Origin of the sequence: Paraprevotella clara YIT 11840, from assembly GCF_000233955.1 — a bacterium.
GTDB lineage: Bacteria > Bacteroidota > Bacteroidia > Bacteroidales > Bacteroidaceae > Paraprevotella > Paraprevotella clara.
In genome coordinates this window covers 88692-107563 of the sequence record NZ_JH376592.1, presented here as the reverse complement: position 1 = coordinate 107563, position 18872 = coordinate 88692, and the positions used below count along the sequence as shown (strand labels likewise).

Sequence of the window (18872 nt, the reverse complement as noted above, 5' to 3'; positions counted from 1 at the left end):
ATGGAGGCATTGACACTATATGAATTGAATGGGCTGGTGCGCGGTACGCTGGAACGTACGTTGCAGGCCGAATATTGGTTGCAGGCCGAACTGAGCGAGGTACGCGAGGCTTACAACGGCCATTGTTATCTGGAGTTCGTGCAGAAGTCCGTGAACGGCCGTGACTTGGTGGCCAAAGCTCGCGGTGTGATTTGGGCCGGGATGTACCGTCTGCTGAAACCCATGTTCGAACGGGAGACGGGGCGGACTTTATCACCGGGACTGAAGGTTTTGGTCAAGGTCGGGGTCACCTTTCATGAACTTTATGGCTATTCGCTGACCGTGACGGACATCGATCCGGCCTATACGTTGGGCGACATGGCGCGTCTGCGCAGGGAGATTCTGGCACGCTTGGAGGCGGACGGCATTCTGAACGACAACAAGGAATTGTCTTTGCCGTTGTCGGCCAACCGTATAGCCGTCATTTCGTCGGCCACAGCCGCCGGTTACGGTGATTTCTGCAACCAGTTGCTCCGCAATGACTATCGCCTGCGTTTCACCGTCCGGCTTTTCCCTGCCGTGATGCAGGGCGAACATGTGGAATCATCGGTGTTGGCGGCGTTGGATGCCGTTATGGCCCGGCAGGACGACTGGGATGCCGTGGTGATTATCCGGGGCGGAGGGGCAACCAGTGACTTGTCCGGCTTCGACACCTATTTGCTGGCAGCGGCTTGTGCACAGTTTCCTTTACCGGTGATAACCGGCATCGGACATGAACGTGACGACACGGTGATAGACATCGTGGCCCATACGCGGGTGAAGACCCCTACGGCTGCTGCAGCTTTTCTCATCCATCACCAGTTGGAGGCGGCCTCGCGTCTGGAGGCTGTGGCACGCGAAATCCAACAGCAGGCCCAGGGGCGCATGGAGGGTGAGCGTTTGCGCGTGGAGCGTTTGTCCGCCCGATTGTCGGCGGCAGCCCTGCAGGTGCGTACCCGTGGGGAGCGCAGGTTGGAGCAGATGGCCACATGCCTGTTCCATGCCGGACGGCAACGCCTTTCCGACGAACGCCATCGCCTCGACCTGTATGCCGGGCGGATAGGGCGCGGTATTCCCGTGCGCATGGAGCGCGAGCGGTTCCGCTTGCAGCTCCTGCAACAGAAATGCGAGGCTGCCGACCCCGTCTTGTTGCTTAAAAGGGGATACAGCATGACGTTTTGCGGTGGAAAGTTGGTGCGGAAAGCTTCGGAACTGAAAGGAGGAGAAGAAATCACGACCTGTTTGGCGGAAGGTGAGATCCGCTCAGTCGTACAATAAGATAAGGTATATGAAGAAAGAAAACTTGTCATACGAGGAAGCCATGGCGCGCTTGGAAGAATTGGTGCGCCGGATAGAGGCCAACGAAACCGGCATCGACCGGTTGGCCGGGGAACTGAAGGAAGCGCAACGCTTGGTGGCATTCTGCCGCGAGAAGCTTTATGCAACGGACGAAGAAATCAAGAAAATACTGGAATCGGGCGAAAAAGAGGCCTGAGACAGTTCCGGCTTCGTCCGGCGTAGGGCGTTTTTCTTGTTAAATGATAAATTCTTTGCGGAAAACGCCTTTAAAATAATAAAATTCTGTAATTTTGTCTTTCAGAATGAAATTTAAAAACGGAAAAGATGAAAGAAATCGATTGGGCGAACCTGTCTTTCGGCTATATGAAGACAGACTATAATGTACGTTGCTATTATCGTGACGGAAAGTGGGGAGAGATTGAAGTTTGTTCGGAGGAGACCCTCAATATCCACATGGCGGCTACTTGCCTGCACTACGGGCAGGAAGCTTTCGAGGGGCTGAAGGCTTACCGTTGTCCGGACGGTAAGGTGCGCGTGTTCCGCATGGACGAGAATGCCAAGCGTTTGCAGAGCACGTGCCGCGGCATACTGATGCCCGAACTGCCTACGGAACGTTTTGAAGAAATGGTCAAGAAGGTGGTACGGCTCAACGAGCGTTTTATCCCGCCATATGAGAGCGGGGCCACGTTGTACATCCGTCCGCTGCTTATCGGTACGGGAGCCCAAGTGGGCGTGCATCCGGCCAACGAATACCTCTTCGTGATTTTCGTCACGCCGGTAGGGCCGTACTTCAAGGGAGGCTTCGCCGCCAATCCGTACGTGATTATCCGCGAGTTCGACCGCTCCGCACCGTTGGGAACGGGTATCTATAAAGTGGGCGGCAACTACGCGGCGAGCTTGAAAGCGAACAAGATGGCACACGATTTGGGGTACTCCTGCGAGTTTTACCTCGATGCGAAAGAAAAGAAATACATCGACGAATGCGGGGCTGCCAACTTCTTCGGCATCAAAAACAATACGTATGTCACGCCGAAGTCCACGTCCATCCTGCCTTCCATCACCAACAAGAGCCTGATGCAGTTGGCCGAAGACATGGGCATGACGGTGGAACGCCGCCAGATTCCGGAAGAAGAACTGGCCACTTTCGAAGAGGCCGGGGCATGCGGTACGGCTGCGGTCATCAGCCCCATCGAGCGTATCGATGATTTGGAAAACAAGAAGAGCTATATTATCAGCAAAGACGGCAAGCCGGGACCGGTTTGTACTCAATTATATCATCACCTGCGTAATATCCAGTACGGCATCGAACCCGACGTGCACAGATGGACTACGGTGGTGATGGAGTGATTCATTCATTAAAAAATCTATTATCATGATTAGAAGTGCAAGTGAAATGCGGGCTGCAGCCCGGGCGTCGCTCTCCGGAAAATGGGGCGGCGCGGTTATGGTTACGTTGGTTTATCTGGCGGTTATGGGAGTGTTGCCGGCCGGTATCGACTTAAAAGTTTATGATGGAGTAGGTTCCATTATACAGTTGGTGCTGATGCCTCTTGGTTGGAGTATGTCTGTGCTGTTCCTCGACAATTTGCGTAGTGGCGACGAGTATAAGGTCGGGCAGTTATTCGAGGGTTTTCGCGATTATACCCGTGTGGCCGGGACGATGATACTCACCGGTATCTATACGTTTCTTTGGACCTTGTTGCTTATCGTGCCGGGCATCATCAAGTCTTTTTCTTACGCCATGACGGCTTTTGTCTTGCGGGATAATCCCGAATTGAAATTCAATGGTGCCATTGAAAAAAGCATGAAGATGATGGACGGTCATAAGTTCGACCTGTTTTATTTGTACTTGACCTTCATTGGTTGGGGGTTACTTTGCATCTTGACGTTGGGCATCGGCCTCTTGTGGTTTGTCCCTTACATGCAATCAGCTTTAGCGCACTTCTATGAAGACGTGAAAGCCGAGTACGAAGCGGCTCAGGCGCAAGGGGAATAAAGAGAACCTCGAAAGATAGAAAAAGAGATGGAGAAGATAACGGACATGAAGCAACGTTTAGGCGACATCCTGTTTGCTGTATCATGGCGAGACTTGTCGCGTACATACTTTGATAAATCAGTGTCATGGCTTTATCATAAGATGGACGGTATAGATGGTAATGGCGGAACGGGTGGTTTTACTCCGCATGAAGCAGAGCAGATGAAAGGGGCTTTATGTGATTTGGCTGACCGTATACGTCGGGCGGCTGATAATATCTGAGTGTATTTAGAATTCATAATTTTGAGCTGCCGGCAAGAGGAAAAGTTTGTCGGCGGCTTTTTTATTCTTCTGATATTGCCTACCTTTGTGACGGAAACCTACGGGTAAGGATTAGATTCTGATTAGAATCGGCAAAACAAGGGTGAAGATTGAAATGGGCTTCGGCCTATAAATGATATGACTATGGAAGGAATTGGAACAATGGAAACCAACAGCCGGCAGGTATTGTCTTTGTTGGAAAAAATAAAAAGTTCAAAAGGCAGGAAACTCAATAAGCTTGGTGAATTGCTGAACAAGGGCGGTAAAACTCCGTTTTTGTTTGATGAGAAAGATTTGAAATACATTCTTAGATGAGGGTTTATCTGGATACGAACATATTGGCTTTTTTAGTTGGACAAGATAAAGGGGAGTCGATAAGTAGGGATGTGATGGAGCTTTTGCAAGATTATGAGGTCGTGCTATTGTCCAGTGCGGTGTGCTTTCAAGAGTTGGTTCATTTGGTTCAAATCGGAAAGTTACGCCGTCCTGATTGTCGTGACGTGGGTAAGGCGGCTGCTGAGGCTTTGCAGGTATTGGAGGATTATGGGATAAAGATGATGCCCGTAAGTGAAAAGCATATTAGGAGACTTGTGGAACTTCCATTGTATGAAGACCATCGTGACCCTAACGATCGTTTAATTATAGCGCAAGCTATATGCGACCGTATTCCGCTTGTAAGTTCTGACCAAAAGTTTGTCCGTTATGGGCGTTATGGGTTGGAGTTGATATTCAACAGGAGGTAATCAAAAAAGATTTGACGTATGTGGAATAAACAATATAAGGAATGGGAAAAGGAAAATTAGCAAAGTTTGCCGACATGGCCAGTTACCCTCATGTGTTTGAATACCCTTATTCGGTCGTGGATGAAGTGCCTTTCGATATGAAAGGACGTTGGCATGAAGATTTTTTCCGGAACGACCATCCTATTGTGTTGGAACTCGGGTGCGGACGGGGTGAATATACCGTGGGGCTGGCTCGTTTGTATCCCGACAAGAATTTTATTGGGGTGGACATCAAGGGCGCCCGTATGTGGACGGGAGCCACGGAGGCGTTGCGCGAAGGCTTGCCCAACGTGGCGTTCTTGCGCACGAACATAGAGATTATCGACCGTTTTTTTGCCGAAGGCGAAGTGGCCGAGATTTGGCTGACGTTCAGCGACCCGCAGATGAAGAAGGTGACCAAACGTCTGACCTCCACTTTTTTTATGACGCGTTACCGCCGTTTCCTGCAAGACCGTGGACGGATTCACTTGAAAACCGATTCCAATTTCCTTTTCACTTATACGGAATATATGGTGGAAAAGAACGGTTTGCCCTTGGAGTTTTCCACTCGTGACTTGTATCACAGTACGTGGGCTGAGCATCCGGACACCGAAGAAGCCCGTATCCTGAACATCCGGACGTATTACGAACAGCAATGGCTCGACCGCGGACTGGATATCAAATACATGCGTTTCCTCTTGCCGCAAGCCGGAGAACTGGCGGAGCCGGAAGTGGAGATAGAATTGGATGAATACCGGAGTTACAACCGCAGCAAGCGCAGCGGATTGTCGACGGCTAAATGAAAGAACGAATTAAAATACCGAACTTATGGAAATATATCCCAAATTGATTATGGACGCACTGGCTACCGTGCGTTATCCCGGTACGGGAAAGAACATCGTAGAGGCCGGGATGGTGGAAGACGATCTGCGTATCAGCGGGCTGCATGTCAGTTTTTCGTTGATTTTCGACAAGCCGACGAATCCTTTCCTCAAGTCGCTCGTGAAAGCTTCTGAGGCTGCCATCCATGCCTACGTGGGCAAGGAGGTGGAAGTGGAGATACACACCAAAACCTTGCAGGCTCCCCGTCCGGAGGTGGGGCAACTGTTGCCCGGTGTGAAGAATATTATCGCCGTGTCGTCCGGCAAAGGCGGTGTGGGGAAATCTACGGTAGCGGCCAACCTGGCTGTGGGGTTGTCCAAGTTGGGCTACAAAGTCGGCTTGTTGGATGCCGACGTGTTCGGACCGAGCATGCCCAAGATGTTCCATGTAGAGGATGCGCATCCTTATGCCGAATCGGTGGACGGCCGTGATTTGATTGTGCCGGTGGAGAGTTACGGCATCAAGATGCTGTCTATCGGTTTCTTTGTCGATCCCGACCAGGCCACTTTGTGGCGTGGGGCGATGGCCTGCAACGCGCTGAAGCAGTTGATAGGCGATGCAAACTGGGGCGACTTGGATTACTTCATCCTCGACACGCCTCCGGGTACGAGCGATATCCATCTCACGTTGGTGCAGACCTTGCCTATTACCGGTGCCGTCATTGTCAGCACGCCGCAGAAAGTGGCGTTGGCCGATGCACGCAAAGGCATCAACATGTACCAGAACGAGAAAGTGAATGTCCCCATTCTCGGGCTGGTGGAAAATATGGCATGGTTCACTCCTGCCGAATTGCCGCAAAACAAATACTACCTGTTCGGGAAAGAAGGGGTGAAGCGCCTTGCCGAAGAGATGCATGTGCCTTTGCTGGGACAGATTCCCATCGTGCAGAGCATTTGCGAGAACGGTGACAACGGTACGCCCGAAGTCTTGAACGACGGGAGCCAGACGGGACAGGCGTTCATGGCCTTTGCCCGCCGCGTGGTGGAAGAGACCGGCCGCCGGAATGCGGAACAGGCACCGACAAAAATCGTGGAAGTCAAGAAGTAATTGGACATATCGTCATGTATGAGCCGTTTTGCCATGGGCAGGACGGCTTTTTCAACACAATAAGAAAGATGGCACAGGACAGACGGGAACCTTCGGCAGTACACGTGGTGGGGAATATGGATTGGGACGGGCTTCATCGTCCGCAAATCTATTATGCCATGGTGGCTATTTTTTCGGGGTTGTTCCTTTCGGTCATCGACGGCACGATATGCAACGTGGCCTTGCCCACGATTGCGCGTCAGTTGCAAATCTCTTCCTCCGATTCCATTTGGATAGTCAATGCTTTCCAGTTGGTGGTCGTCATGACCCTGTTGCCCTGTTCCGCGTTGGGCGAGTTGTTCGGATTCAAACGTACCTATCTGTGGGGAATGGTTTTCTTTACCGTCGGTTCGCTGTGTTGTGCCTTGTCCGGTTCGTTTGTCCTGCTGGTTCTTTCACGCATGTTGCAAGGCGTGGGGGCAGCCATGGTGATGAGCGTGAATGGCTCTTTGGTGCGTCTGATTTATCCGAAACGCCATCTGGCCAAAGGTTTCGGACTGAATGCCACGGTCGTGGCTCTGGCCTCCGTGGCCGGACCTACGATATCCGGTGCGATTTTATCCGTGGCCTCTTGGCCATGGCTGTTTGCCGTGAATTTGCCGTTCGGCGTACTGACATTCTTTTTAGCCCGTAGATACTTGCCGGGGAATCCGACGCGCGTCGAAGGGCGACGATTCGATTTCCCTTCGGCAGTGCTGAACGCTCTTACGTTCGGTCTGTTCATCGGTTGTGTGGAAGCCTTTTCCCACGGGCTGTCCTTTCGTTGGATTGTGGCCGGGGTTGTCCTTTTGGCCGGGATAGGGACCGTTTTCGTGCGTCGTCAGTTGCGCCAGCCCTATCCGATGCTGCCTTTCGATTTGCTTCGCATACCCGTGTTTTCTTTGTCTGTGCTGACCAGTATCCTTTCCTTCACTTCGCAAATGTTAGGGATGGTGGCCTTACCTTTTATGTTCCATCTCACGTTCGGGATGAGCGCGGCAGAGACGGGGCTGTTGATGACCGCCTGGCCTTTGGTGATTGTGGTGGCCGGTCCTTTGGCCGGCACGTTGGCTACGAAAATCCATCCGGGGCTGTTGGGAGGTGTCGGACTACTGGTGATGAGTGTCGGGTGCTTCTTGCTGGCTGATGTGTCGCCGTCGGTGGGTTATGGCGGACTGGTGGCGCGTTTGATGCTCTGCGGTTTCGGTTTCGGACTGTTCCAATCGCCCAACAACCATTTGTTGCTGAGTTCCGCACCGTCATATCGGACCGGTGGGGCGAGCGGGATGCAGGCCACGGCACGTTTGGTAGGACAGACCACGGGAGCAGCCTTGGTAGCTTTGCTTTTTTATCTCAACGGAGACCGTGCGCCCCATGCTGCCATGTGGTTGGCCGGCGGTTTTACGCTCTGTGGAAGCCTTGTATCCTGTTCGCGTTTACGGGCACACCGTTTTTGAACGATTTTATTTTTTATGTCATGAAGCATCGGTTTGTTTCCGGATGTTTCGGGTTTTATCATATTTATTCCTATCTTTGCATTTACATTCCACGCCGAGAAGGGATTTTTCATGTGGAGACACGGAAAAAAGTTGTAAGGTAATTTAGCCGGAAAACAGCGGTGGGGGTGTGCATATATTGAGAAGGCGTTTGCTTAGGCGCTTTGTTCTTGACACACTGGAATCTCGCAAATTCGAAGTATCAGTCAGGACATGGCAGCGGCAGATGCCCATGGGGTGTGTACAGGAACGCATGCCTTTATTGCCGTTGGTGAGTGTGCCACTTTTGTGGCACACCACATACGATGCCATAAAGGTGGGTGTTGTTCATATCGGCGTGGGACTGTGCGTTGTTGTTCTACTGGTATGGGCAATGCGAGGGCCTCAGTGTGTGGAACAGCAACGGGCGGGTTTTCCACGCTTTTTTCGTATGTGTCCGGAATTATGTCGTTTAAAAAATTAACCGGTGCCTGAGAGGAAGACACGGGCACGAAGCCGCAGGATGACAGTGCGGCGGGGTTGTGCAGATGGAAAACAAACTATGCTTCAGTGTGTATGGTGAACTCTATGTCGTGGATCTCGACCGGATGTTGTATTTTGAGGCCGACGACCATTACACTCATGTCTATTACTCTTCGGGGACACATTTCATGATTCCTTTCGGCCTTGCCAAAGTAGAAGCCGCTCTCTCGAACAAGGGGAGGGCCGGTGATGCGTTCCTGCGCTTGGGACGTAAATATATCGTCAACATCCGGCGGGTCTTCCATGTCAACGCGGTGAAGCAGGTGGCGGTGTTGGCCGACGACCACGGTACGAACTACACGCTTCGCCTGCCTAAGCCTGTGCTTCGCATGTTGATGGAGGATATCAGCGGGAAACCGCAGATTACGACGACGCAAAGCTGAAACTGTTTTATAATATCGTGTCACGTTGTCGTAGTTCCAGCGGTCTATGCCGTGGCGGTGCGTTCTTCAAGGCAGATGGCGTTCAGGTCACGTTTCGTGGCAGACCGGTGTGCTTTGAGTCTATTATCTGTCCGCGAAGATGCAATATGAAAGCTCCCGTGTCAGACCCTTCACCGTAATGTATTGAAAACCAATTCGAATGCTATTTTATTAAAAACAGTTTCATGCGGACAACTCGTTTTCCGGTGAAATTCCGGTGAAGGATAGGACGGTAGAAAGTTCACCTTAAAACGTTGGTACAGAGGAGGTCTGAAGGATGCGAACCTTTTCGGGCGAAAAACAGTTTGCTATAAGGTAAGGTATGGAGAATACAAATTAGGGACGCCTCCATACCTTCTTTTTATCCGGTTTTCAGCATGGCAAAGCCCGTAAGACGGATGTCAGTACGTCCGAAAATCGTTCTCAGCAGATTGAAAAATCGTTTGCAGCAGAACGGAAAATCGTTTGGCTGACACTGCAAAAGCTAAAAATCCAAAGTCTTATGCCAACATCAAATGGAACGTAAGACTGTTCTACAAGCCTAAGATATCATCCTCAGAAAGCCCCGTCACCTGAGCAATGATGTCCGCGTCCACCCCTCTTGCCTTCAAACCTCTTGCATTCCGCAACCGTTCCTCAAGACGGCCTTTCTCCAAACCTTCCTTTAATCCCTTCTCTTCTCCTTTTTTGAAACCCCTTTCTTCTCCACGTTCTTCTCCGCGCAACTCGGCTGTCGTCATTACGCTGAACCAATCCCGGTAAGCCTTCAGGCTTTCCTCGTATTCATAACGTTCAACTCTTGAGAACTTGGCGATTTCAGCCGCCTCGAACAAATGCGTAAAGACTTTCTCCTGCAACACACGGGGACGCTCCATCAATGCAGCCAGATTGCGGATGACGTAAAGCCATTTGTCAAACAACGATTCAAGCTCATTTTCCTGCTTCGTGAACTTAGGCATCTCCAAGTAGATGAACACCAGCTTGTCATAGAAAACCTCCTTCGTGGTCGTGTCCATCAGTTTCACCTCGTGGTAATAGTTCCCCTCCCTTTCCTTGTCGAAACAAAAATTCAGGATGCCGATGGTGTACACCCCCTTCAGCTCATAGTTCCACTCGCCACGCGGAGCCTGTTCCCTGATGGCAAAGGTCGAATAATAAATGCTGCGGTCCTTGAAGAACTGCTGTTCGCCCTTCTGCATCTCCACCAAGAAAACCTCGCCCTTGTCGTTTTTGCAATACACGTCGAACACGGCACGGCGGTCATACTCCTGTGTACCGAGGTGTTCCGTATTCAGATAATTGACATCCAATACGACCTCACGCCCCTGCAACAGGGCGTTCAGGAAACTGATGAGCAAATCCTTGTTCATTTCTGTCCCGAAAAGCTTCTTAAATGCAAAATCCGTGTAGAAATTGACATACCTGTCTATTATACCTTCCGTTCCCATGGCTACAGTCATTTAATCATGTCATACCCGACAAAGATATTAAATTATTCCCATAAATCCATTTTCTATCTTATATTTCCGCCTGTTTTTGCTTTTCACGAAAAGAATGGCATGGTTCACGAATAACGTATAAAGCCTATATTTGGTTAATCAAGAATGTATTTAACTTTACCCCGAAAAATGGACGGGTGTCTCCTAATATTATTAAATAATGTGGAGCATTCCGTTGAACCAAATAGAGACTTTAAAGATTGAGTATAGAATTTTAAAAACATTAGAAGTATGAAAAAGAAGACACTGGTTTCTATTCTTGCTATGACATCCGCCTCGATGGCGGCGTATGCCGATGCAAATTTGGATCAGATTAAAGCTGACGCAGCGACGGACTGGACCGGAGCAGCCGATCTCGACTTTGAGAACGGCGTATTTACTTCACCCTCGGGATTGACCATCTCGCAGAATATTGGCAAACTGGTTAAGGGTAAATACACGTTGACCGTTTCCGAAAACGAGAATGCCAAAATAACGGTGAACGGAAATGAGCTTGTCAATAATCAATTTGAAATCACCGCTGCGGAAGCCGATGTGATTATCCGAATCGAGACTGCCACAAGCGGCTCTTTTAAGGTTGGCGGATTTAAATTGGTATTGGATCATGAATTTGCGCTCGACCAAAAAGGGTTGGTGGATGCTTTGGCTAAGGTTACGGCCAAGTTGGAAACGTTGGAGGATGCACAGGCCGATGAATTGGTGCTTAGAGCCAGTCAGCTTTCTGCGAAGATTGCGGCGATCAAGGACGATGGAGAGGATGAATACAAGGCTTACGCACTTTATAAAGATTACGAGCTTTATAAGGGGTGGGCTAATTCTACCATCATGGCTGACATTTCAGCTTTGGATGAGGAAGTGAACAAATATGTCGGAAATGCAACTCCCTATTATGTTTCTAAAGAAATAGGTGATGCAAGACAGACGGCACTTGACAATGCCAAGGCGGCTATTGAGAACATTGCAGATGAAGATGCCAGAAAATATGCAGGGACGGTAACCGCCGAGGCCTACAATACCATTAAGGGCAAAATCGACACATTTCTCAAAACAGCATTGGATGCTTATAATGCAGGTAATGCCGTAGAAGTTTGTACACAGGAATTCAATGACGAGTTTGCAGAGGAAGTTGACAAGCTGATAGCGGATTATTCTGCGGCCATTGCCGCTGCGCCGGGCGACCATGTCGCATATACTGCGGTTGCAGAAAAGATAAGCGAATTGAAGGACTTGTATAATAAGACCTTGCAAGACGTGTATGCGGCATTTGATCCGGGAGATAAGTATCCCGATGTCTATGGACCCGTTTTGGAGGAAGCCCAAGCCAAATTGAACGAACAATACGTGGACATTCTCGAAGTTGAGAAGAAGAACGGTAATGAAACCAACCATGTCGGTGCGGCAGCAAATCAGGCTACGAATGATGCTGCTCTTACTGAGGCTAAAACAAAAATCGGCGAATTAGGTGAAGAATATAAGCAGAAGGCCCAGGCTTTGAAGTTAGGCTATGATAATGCACAGAGCATGTTGGATGACTTGCAGGATCGTTTGGACGAAATTGCCGGATTTGAAGGCGTGAAAGACAACTACGGTGCTGCCGTGGACGCTATCCAGAAACTTATCGACGATCTTACGGCAAAAGTAGAGGCTGATACGAAGAACAATACGATTGACACAGCCGATTACACGGCTGACAAGGCTGCCGTAGAGGAGAAAATCGGTGAGTTGGTAGAGGAAGCCGTAGGCGGACAAGAAAACTATGACGCTTATACGGGTTTGAAGGAGAGCGTGTCTGTCATACAAAAGACGTTGAACGAGACAAATATTCGTGTGAACGCTTTGAAGTCGAAAGACGGCAAGTATGCGGTGGACGGCAAGTATGCAGCTAACGAAGCCAAGTTGCAGGAAGAGATAGATGGATATACAAGTGCCATTTCCGAGGCATTCAAGAATGAGACTTGTGTGGCATGGAAGGCTGAAAACGAAAGCAAGTTTGCGGAAACCACACAAAAGATTGCCGACTATGAAGCAAAAGCAAAAGAGGGCGTGGCTGCATACGAGGTTGTAGTGACGGCTTTGGCTGACTATGATGAGGCTATCAAAAAATTGGAAAAGAAAGTCGGAAGCGAAGGCCGCGAGGTTCCCGTTTACAATGGTGAAGACCGGACGGATGTGACTTACGGCGATCGCATCGATGCCATGCGTCTGGTTTATAACAAGATCAATAACAAGAAGAACTCGGCTGTCAATGAAAAGACGGGCGACGAGCATTATAAACTTTTGGTAGAGGCCCAAACGTTGACCACTACGGAAGGTGCAACGATTGTGACCGATGCCGGAATGCTTGTAGGTACTTTCGATGCCGATAAGGCCAAGTACGACGAAGATGTGGTGGAAATCGCTGTGGAGCGTCTGTTTAACCAGGCCAAGAAGAGTGTTGAAACTCAAGAGGCAAGGTTGAAAGATTGGGATGATGATTATAAGAATAAGCTCGGTAAGAGTGAAGCTACATTACAAGCAGAAAAAGACCGTTTGTCTGCGGCGCTTCAGGCACAGAAAGATCTTATCCCAGACGTATTGGAAGAAGGTAAAGAGGCAGAGAATATGGCGTTGTTGGCTTCCATCAATGCCGAACTGAACACTATTGGAGCCGATATTACGGATTTGTTGAATGAGGCTGAGGAAGTGGCCAAAAAAGTCAAGGCAAACACGGAAGCCAAGACCAATGCAGACAAAGTGGTTCAAGGTATCAAAGACCAACTTAACGGTAACGGAACGACCGTGCCTAAGGGTGTACTGGCCTTGAACGAAGATGCGAACAGGACAGCCGAGTTTACTGACCTCGTGGATGGTATCACGACTAAGCTCAATGAACAAGTAAAGGCCATCAACGACTCTACCGAAAAAGAAGTATTGGTGGCAGCTTGGCCTGGAATCAAAGTGAAATTGGATGCCATCAGCACGGAAGTGGCAAATGCCCGTACGGCTGCCGAAGCCTCCACAACGAACTGGAAGGCTTACGATGCGATTATGAATGCGACGACCGGAAAGATTGCTACTTTGAAGATCGGAGACAATATCGACAAGGCTCGTACGGATGTGGCTGCCGCAACCGATGGTACGAATGAAACGTATTATTTGGGAGAAATCGAGAAGTATGAAACACAATTCGATGAGATTACAGCCGATGTGGAGAAAGCATACACCGAGCGTAAATCCGCCGACCAACAGAAAGATTTTGAAACGCAATTTGAAAATCTGAATACCAACATCAATGGCTTGAAAGCCAAAGCCGAGGCTGATAAGAAGGCATATTATGAACAAATCGGCAAAGATTGGTCTAAGAGAGTTACACAAGAGTGGGAGGATGCTTATTATAAAATAAGTACCGGCGACCAGACGAGCATAGTACAAGACTATTTGAAGCAACTCACGGAAGAGCAAACGAAGTTGAACAAACTTAAACAATCCATAGAGAGCTATTATGCAAATGGACAGTCTGCTGCTAAAGATGGAGAGGTAAAGGAGGAACTCAGTAGTATCAGTAACACGATAAGCAATATTCTCCAAGCTCAAGAGGACGGCTATGACGAAGCTATAGCAGCGGATAACACGGCTCGCATTGACAGGTTTAATGAAGCCGTGAAGGACGCTCGTGATGCATTCTCAGCCGCATTGGATACGATTAGCGATTTCAGTAACTTGAAGAACACGAACTTCAATTCTATGGTGGCTGAGGCTGTCAATGAAGCTAATACTGCAATCAATGGTTATTTGGCAGAAGTTCGTGAACTCGAGACCACAGCAAATGCTGCATATCAGAATACTCCGGCCGGTGAACTGTTCGATGAAGACGAACAATACAAGCAGCAGGTAGAGGACATCATAGGGGATATTAGTACTGCTTTGAAGGTCATGAACGACAAGGTAAATGCCGAAGCTAAACCGTATTTCAAAGGCGAATACGAAGCTCATGAGCTTTTGCTTGAGGCTGCAAAGGAGGAATTGCTGAATGCAGGCTATACGGAAGATGTGAGGAAAACGGCTTTCGATGATGTCGATAAGATCCTCAAGGCAGCCAAAGCGGATTTGGATGCCGATGTCTTCTTGCCGTTGAAGGTGGATGCCCATCTCGAGAAGTTCGAAACTATTGAAGGGTTGATTGCTGCCGATAAGGAAAAAGCTGCCGGTAATGAGTGGAAAGCTGAAATCGGACGAGTTGACAATAAGATCGATACGACTCTGACGAAGTTGAATGCGTGGGAATATGCCGATGATGCAGACCAGGCGAAGAAGAAAGCTTATATCAATGAATACAAAGCATCTGAGAAGGCTTATATCATTCCGGCGAAAGAAGACTATGCCAAGGCTGTAGCCGAAGGAAAAGCCCTCTATGGTGAGGTGATTAACGGCCTGAAAGCTAAGATTAACAGCTTCGATGCGGCTGCCGATGACATTTATACTCGAGCACGTAAGGATTGGGAGGATAAAGAGGCAAGCAACAAGGCTTATGACAGAATCGTGGGTAAAGTAGACGATGTGAAAGCCGAACTGACTGCTGCGGCAGAATTCGTAGATAATTACGTCATTACAGAACTCTATGAGGACCTTGTAAGTGCAGAGAATAGTATAGAAGCCTTGTTGGAGGATGCAACTGAATGGCGTGTAGCGGGAAGCTGCGTACGTAACGAAACTTTGGCAGAAAGCAGATGTAACACGATTACTGCCACTCTTAAGAGCCTCTATGCAAGAGCGAATGGTTATGAACAGTCAAGAATCCTTAAGGAATTTGATGTCTTGAGAGGAGAGCAGAACAAAGCCGCCGCTGCTGTGGTTGGCAAACCTGAAGAGGAAGAAGTCGACGCTTACATCGCTAAGATAGATGACCTTGTGGTGAAGTTCGAAAAGGCTATTGACTCTAAGGGTGAAATCGGTAAACTTGATGATGAAAAAGCCAAACAGGCGAAATATCTCGTATATGAGGACGCTATTGCCGACATGCGTACCGAACTTGCAGCTTACTACAATTCCGATTTGTCCAATACTCTTTATACGGAACTTATGGCTAAGGTCGGTGAAGTTGAAACGAATTGGAAAGCTGAAACAGAGACGCTCAACGGTATGCACGCCAATGTACAGGCAGAGTTCAAGTCTTCCATGGCTGCTGTCGGCACATCGATAGAAGGTATCAAGGCCGATATTGACAGCTATAATGGAGAGGGTCGTATCTTGTTCTACAACGATAAGTTGACGTTCGGCATCAATGCCATAGCTGAGGAATTGGCAACTATTGCAGCCGAAGCAGCCGAAGCCCAAAAGCCTTATACTGCGAACGAAGAGGCATACGTCAGACTTACTGGCGAAATCCAGTCTCTCGAAACCAAGCTCAACGCAATGGTTGAGAAGTTGACGGCTTATCGTTTCTACGACATTGAAACCGAAACGGCTCAGGCTGAACTGAAGGTCATCCAGGATCTGATTGACAAGGATGCCAAGACGGTTGAGGACACGTATGCAATATGGAAACTCACTGCAAACAGTACGCTTGCCCACAAGCAAACCGTTGAAAGCAAGATTGCAGCAATGGATAAGTCTGCCACAATAGAGGAATTGGATGCTTCCATTCACAGCGAAGATGCTGCAAATATCGGTCTGATAGGCTTGTGGCTGAATGTAGATAATGTAATCAATGGTACGGATCCGGAGAATCTGTATATTCCTGAGGACAAAGAGTTACTGAACAAGACTTTGGATGAAATCGAAGAAAGTATTAAGGCTCTCTGTACTTATCATAACGATGCACAGTCTGGCAGAATCTTTAAGGATATCGACGGAAAAGACTTGGTTGGAGACGACGGACAGGTGGTAGCGTCTAAGGCTATCGACTACATGACAGAAGCCGTTCCGGCCGTTCAGAAGAAAATCACCCTGTTGACCGAAAAGATGGCCACGTTGGCTACCGATGCCGAAGACAAGGCTTATATCCTTGGCGACGTGGATCGTGACGGTAGCGTACTGGTGAACGACTATACGCAGATCATGAATTACGTCCTTGGCGTAGACCAAGTGGAAGAAGGTTCGATGGTGTTCTATGCAGCGGATATCAACAAAGATGGTAAGATCAACATCGGTGACGTGACGGCTGTTGCAAGTATCATTCGTGGTGAAATGAGGTACACGAATTATGCAGTACGCAATGTCCGTGCAAGAGTTGCCGTGGACCGTACGGTAGAAAGTACGGACGTGGTTGAGATGACCATGAGCGAAGAAAGCAGCGTGAAGCGTATTGCGATCCGCTTGAAGAACACGACGGCATATACCGGTTGCCAGTTGGATGTGAAACTCCCGGTCGGCGTAACCTTGCTGAACGAGTCGTTGGGCGAGCGTGCAAGCGACCATGAACTTTATTCCAACACGATGGACAACGGCACGCACCGTATCGTGGTAAGCTCGCTCCAAAACAGTGAATTGAGTGACGTGGATGACGTTTTGGTTTATTTGGAAGTATCCGGAAAAGCCGCTTCTAAGATTACCGTATCGAATGTCTTGGCAGCAGATGCTTCGGGCTCAGTCTATAGCATCGGCGGCAGTGGCGAAGGCGGAGTAACCGGTATCAACGGTGTGCAGGCCAACCCAAGCATGAAAGAGAAGATATACTCTGTGGGCGGTCAGATCATGGACAAGTTCACAAGAGGTATCAATATCATCCGCAACTCTGATGGTTCTGTCAAGAAAGTGTTGAAGAAGTAAATAAAGTCTCTATGTGATGAAAGCGTGGCCGCCACGTAAGGTTGCCGCGCTTTCTTTCTTAAAAAAACATGAATGTAGGACGCAATTAAAAATAGAACGTATGATTCAAAATACAAAAATCTTATTGAAACAGCTTGCATCGAGGCTTTCGCTCGCGTTGGTGGCGGCCGTAGGCTTTTGCATGAGTGTTTCGGCGGAGAACAAGGTCTCCATGGATAACCTCAATATCAAGTCGGGAGAAACAAAGACCGTGGCTGTTTTTTTGGACAACAGTGACGCGATATCTACTTTGCAGATGGATATAAAGCTTCCTTCAGGGCTTCTTTTTAAAAATAATTTGACCCGTAACGAGGCACGTTTGGATCGTGATTCACATACCATTTATATGGATCATTTGAAATTTGACCAGGAATCCCGGTCTAACATATACCGTTTGACGATTCTTTCATCCGATTTGTCCAATATCGTGGGTAATAGCGGCGCGGTGGTTTATTTTGATGTGGAAGCTAATAGCAGCCTTATTGAGACGCGCGACATCGTGTTGACGAATATCGTGGGCAGTAGCAGTGAGAAGGACGAAGAGACCGGATTTACGGTCAAGTACGAGTTGGAGGATTATACCGCCAGTGTCAGCCCGAACATCGGTCAGTTGTTCTTCACTGACGACTCGTTGTCTGTCAAGACCGATGGCACGTCTAAAAAGGTAGACGTAAGTTTGATCAATTATGTGAAAGTGCGTGGTTTGCAAGCTGTGGTGACTTTGCCCGAAGGTCTGTCTTTTGAAACCAAAGACAATGGAAGACCCCGTTTCGAGTACAGCGACCGATTACCGCAAAATGCCACAATCAGCTCTAATATCACCGAAGACGGTAAATTGCATTTGGCCATATCCGACCTTACGGGTGGAACCATCGAAGAAAAAGAAGATACTACTGTATTGTTCTCGTTTTATGTGAAAGCTTCGGAGGCTCTTGCCGAGATTTCCGATATTACACTCAGTGAAGTTGTGATTTCTGATAACAGTGATCATGGTATCGAAGTTCATGGTACTTCGACGGTGAAGATATATAATTCTTTCATCGCCTACTATACTCCTGCCAATGACTCCGTACAGGGCTTGCGTGCGCGCTATGAGGCTGCCGTGGAGAAAATCAATACTGAGGCTACCAACGTGAAAGACAGTGCGATTGTCGTGAATGCCGTTCAGGAAGTGGCTACCCGTATTGAGGATTTGCAGAAGTCTGTGAACGAGGCTTACGCCAATGAAACGCTCGCGACTGTTTATGATGAGGTGTTGGCTCCTGTGGTGGAAATCGACACGGCTATCGTGGATATGGTGGAAATGGTGTTGGACTATCAGCAGAAAGTTACTGCCAATGAAGAGGCTTACACTCGTTTGACTGCCGACATCGCCGCCGTTCAGGCTAAGTTGGACGCTGCGAAGACTACGATAGAAACGGATTATGCCGACGTGGCAGAGCAGTTCACGGCCGACATTGCCGCTTTGCAGGAAGACATCGATTCCATCAGTAACGAGGTGAAGGACTTGTACGATGAAGTGAAGCTGACGGCAGAAAGCCAGATCGACGCGACGGCCATCGAAGCTGGAATCGAGAAGGTATTGGCAGACGCTAAAAAAGCCCATGAGGGAAGTAGCATTGCCGGAGTGAAAGGTCCTGAAGGTGCTGAATTGCTGGGTATCTATACCGTAAGCGGCAAGCGTGTGGCTGCTCCGCTGAAAGGGCAAGTCAACATCTTCAAGTACTCCGACGGAACAGTGAAGAAGTTTTATATGAAATAATAGGTTGGTAGTTGCGTGTGCTGCGACAGCACGTGCACTAAAAAGGAGAACGCATAGGGAATGA

Annotated in this window: 14 protein-coding genes; 13 read left to right on the top strand and 1 reads right to left on the bottom strand. The window is 48.8% G+C overall.

Features of this window, described 5'->3' with window-relative positions; genetic code table 11:
* From xseA to HMPREF9441_RS04640, 11 genes are all read left to right on the top strand, one after another.
* Complete coding sequence (gene xseA / locus HMPREF9441_RS04685; RefSeq protein WP_008618567.1) at positions 1–1296, top strand: exodeoxyribonuclease VII large subunit; 1296 nt, start codon at positions 1–3, stop codon at positions 1294–1296.
* 10 nt (positions 1297–1306) lie between these two features.
* Complete coding sequence (gene xseB / locus HMPREF9441_RS04680) at positions 1307–1513, top strand: exodeoxyribonuclease VII small subunit (protein WP_008618565.1); 207 nt, start codon at positions 1307–1309, stop codon at positions 1511–1513.
* Positions 1514–1641: 128 nt separating this feature from the next.
* Positions 1642–2664: a branched-chain amino acid aminotransferase gene (locus HMPREF9441_RS04675; RefSeq protein ID WP_008618562.1), complete on the top strand. Its 1023-nt coding sequence runs from the start codon at positions 1642–1644 to the stop codon at positions 2662–2664.
* A 25-nt stretch (positions 2665–2689) separates the two neighbouring features.
* A complete protein-coding gene (locus HMPREF9441_RS04670) occupies positions 2690–3313 on the top strand; it encodes a DUF975 family protein (RefSeq protein ID WP_008618559.1) in 624 nt (207 codons plus the stop codon).
* A 27-nt stretch (positions 3314–3340) separates the two neighbouring features.
* Positions 3341–3574, top strand: a complete 234-nt coding sequence (locus HMPREF9441_RS04665) for a DUF5053 domain-containing protein (RefSeq protein ID WP_008618557.1) — start codon at positions 3341–3343, stop codon at positions 3572–3574.
* Between the two features lie 183 nt (positions 3575–3757).
* Positions 3758–3928 (top strand): hypothetical protein, encoded by a 171-nt coding sequence (locus HMPREF9441_RS18585; protein ID WP_021980971.1) that lies wholly within the window; start codon positions 3758–3760, stop codon positions 3926–3928.
* On the top strand, positions 3925–4356 hold the full coding sequence (locus HMPREF9441_RS04660) for a type II toxin-antitoxin system VapC family toxin (RefSeq protein WP_008618555.1): 432 nt from the start codon (positions 3925–3927) through the stop codon (positions 4354–4356). Before HMPREF9441_RS18585 ends, HMPREF9441_RS04660 begins: the two co-directional genes overlap by 4 nt.
* A gap of 41 nt (positions 4357–4397) precedes the next feature.
* Positions 4398–5177: a tRNA (guanosine(46)-N7)-methyltransferase TrmB gene (gene trmB / locus HMPREF9441_RS04655; protein WP_008618554.1), complete on the top strand. Its 780-nt coding sequence runs from the start codon at positions 4398–4400 to the stop codon at positions 5175–5177.
* 25 nt (positions 5178–5202) lie between these two features.
* Positions 5203–6303, top strand: coding sequence for an Mrp/NBP35 family ATP-binding protein (locus HMPREF9441_RS04650; RefSeq protein WP_008618553.1), 1101 nt, complete (start codon positions 5203–5205; stop codon positions 6301–6303).
* Between the two features lie 14 nt (positions 6304–6317).
* Positions 6318–7778: an MFS transporter gene (locus HMPREF9441_RS04645; RefSeq protein ID WP_008618552.1), complete on the top strand. Its 1461-nt coding sequence runs from the start codon at positions 6318–6320 to the stop codon at positions 7776–7778.
* Between the two features lie 566 nt (positions 7779–8344).
* Positions 8345–8722 (top strand): LytTR family DNA-binding domain-containing protein, encoded by a 378-nt coding sequence (locus tag HMPREF9441_RS04640; protein ID WP_008618550.1) that lies wholly within the window; start codon positions 8345–8347, stop codon positions 8720–8722.
* A 572-nt stretch (positions 8723–9294) separates the two neighbouring features.
* On the opposite strand, the gene HMPREF9441_RS04635 is transcribed toward HMPREF9441_RS04640, so the two are convergent.
* Positions 9295–10209 carry an Rpn family recombination-promoting nuclease/putative transposase gene (locus HMPREF9441_RS04635; protein WP_172634916.1) on the bottom strand — a complete coding sequence of 305 codons (915 nt, stop codon included), beginning with the start codon at positions 10207–10209 and terminating at the stop codon, positions 9295–9297.
* Positions 10210–10491: 282 nt separating this feature from the next.
* Between HMPREF9441_RS04635 and HMPREF9441_RS04630 the strand changes: the two genes are divergently transcribed.
* Both HMPREF9441_RS04630 and HMPREF9441_RS04625 read left to right on the top strand, forming a co-directional pair.
* Complete coding sequence (locus tag HMPREF9441_RS04630; protein WP_008618548.1) at positions 10492–17007, top strand: dockerin type I domain-containing protein; 6516 nt, start codon at positions 10492–10494, stop codon at positions 17005–17007.
* 100 nt (positions 17008–17107) lie between these two features.
* A complete protein-coding gene (locus HMPREF9441_RS04625) occupies positions 17108–18808 on the top strand; it encodes an AAA family ATPase (protein ID WP_244949616.1) in 1701 nt (566 codons plus the stop codon).
* Positions 18809–18872: the final 64 nt, after the last annotated feature.

Coding starts and splice junctions, on each gene's coding strand:
- xseA (WP_008618567.1), top strand. CDS start 1: ATGGAGGCATTGACACTATATGAATTGAATGGGCTGGTGCGCGGTACG.
- xseB (WP_008618565.1), top strand. CDS start 1,307: ATGAAGAAAGAAAACTTGTCATACGAGGAAGCCATGGCGCGCTTGGAA.
- HMPREF9441_RS04675 (WP_008618562.1), top strand. CDS start 1,642: ATGAAAGAAATCGATTGGGCGAACCTGTCTTTCGGCTATATGAAGACA.
- HMPREF9441_RS04670 (WP_008618559.1), top strand. CDS start 2,690: ATGATTAGAAGTGCAAGTGAAATGCGGGCTGCAGCCCGGGCGTCGCTC.
- HMPREF9441_RS04665 (WP_008618557.1), top strand. CDS start 3,341: ATGGAGAAGATAACGGACATGAAGCAACGTTTAGGCGACATCCTGTTT.
- HMPREF9441_RS18585 (WP_021980971.1), top strand. CDS start 3,758: ATGGAAGGAATTGGAACAATGGAAACCAACAGCCGGCAGGTATTGTCT.
- HMPREF9441_RS04660 (WP_008618555.1), top strand. CDS start 3,925: ATGAGGGTTTATCTGGATACGAACATATTGGCTTTTTTAGTTGGACAA.
- trmB (WP_008618554.1), top strand. CDS start 4,398: ATGGGAAAAGGAAAATTAGCAAAGTTTGCCGACATGGCCAGTTACCCT.
- HMPREF9441_RS04650 (WP_008618553.1), top strand. CDS start 5,203: ATGGAAATATATCCCAAATTGATTATGGACGCACTGGCTACCGTGCGT.
- HMPREF9441_RS04645 (WP_008618552.1), top strand. CDS start 6,318: ATGTATGAGCCGTTTTGCCATGGGCAGGACGGCTTTTTCAACACAATA.
- HMPREF9441_RS04640 (WP_008618550.1), top strand. CDS start 8,345: ATGGAAAACAAACTATGCTTCAGTGTGTATGGTGAACTCTATGTCGTG.
- HMPREF9441_RS04635 (WP_172634916.1), bottom strand. CDS start 10,209: ATGGGAACGGAAGGTATAATAGACAGGTATGTCAATTTCTACACGGAT.
- HMPREF9441_RS04630 (WP_008618548.1), top strand. CDS start 10,492: ATGAAAAAGAAGACACTGGTTTCTATTCTTGCTATGACATCCGCCTCG.
- HMPREF9441_RS04625 (WP_244949616.1), top strand. CDS start 17,108: ATGATTCAAAATACAAAAATCTTATTGAAACAGCTTGCATCGAGGCTT.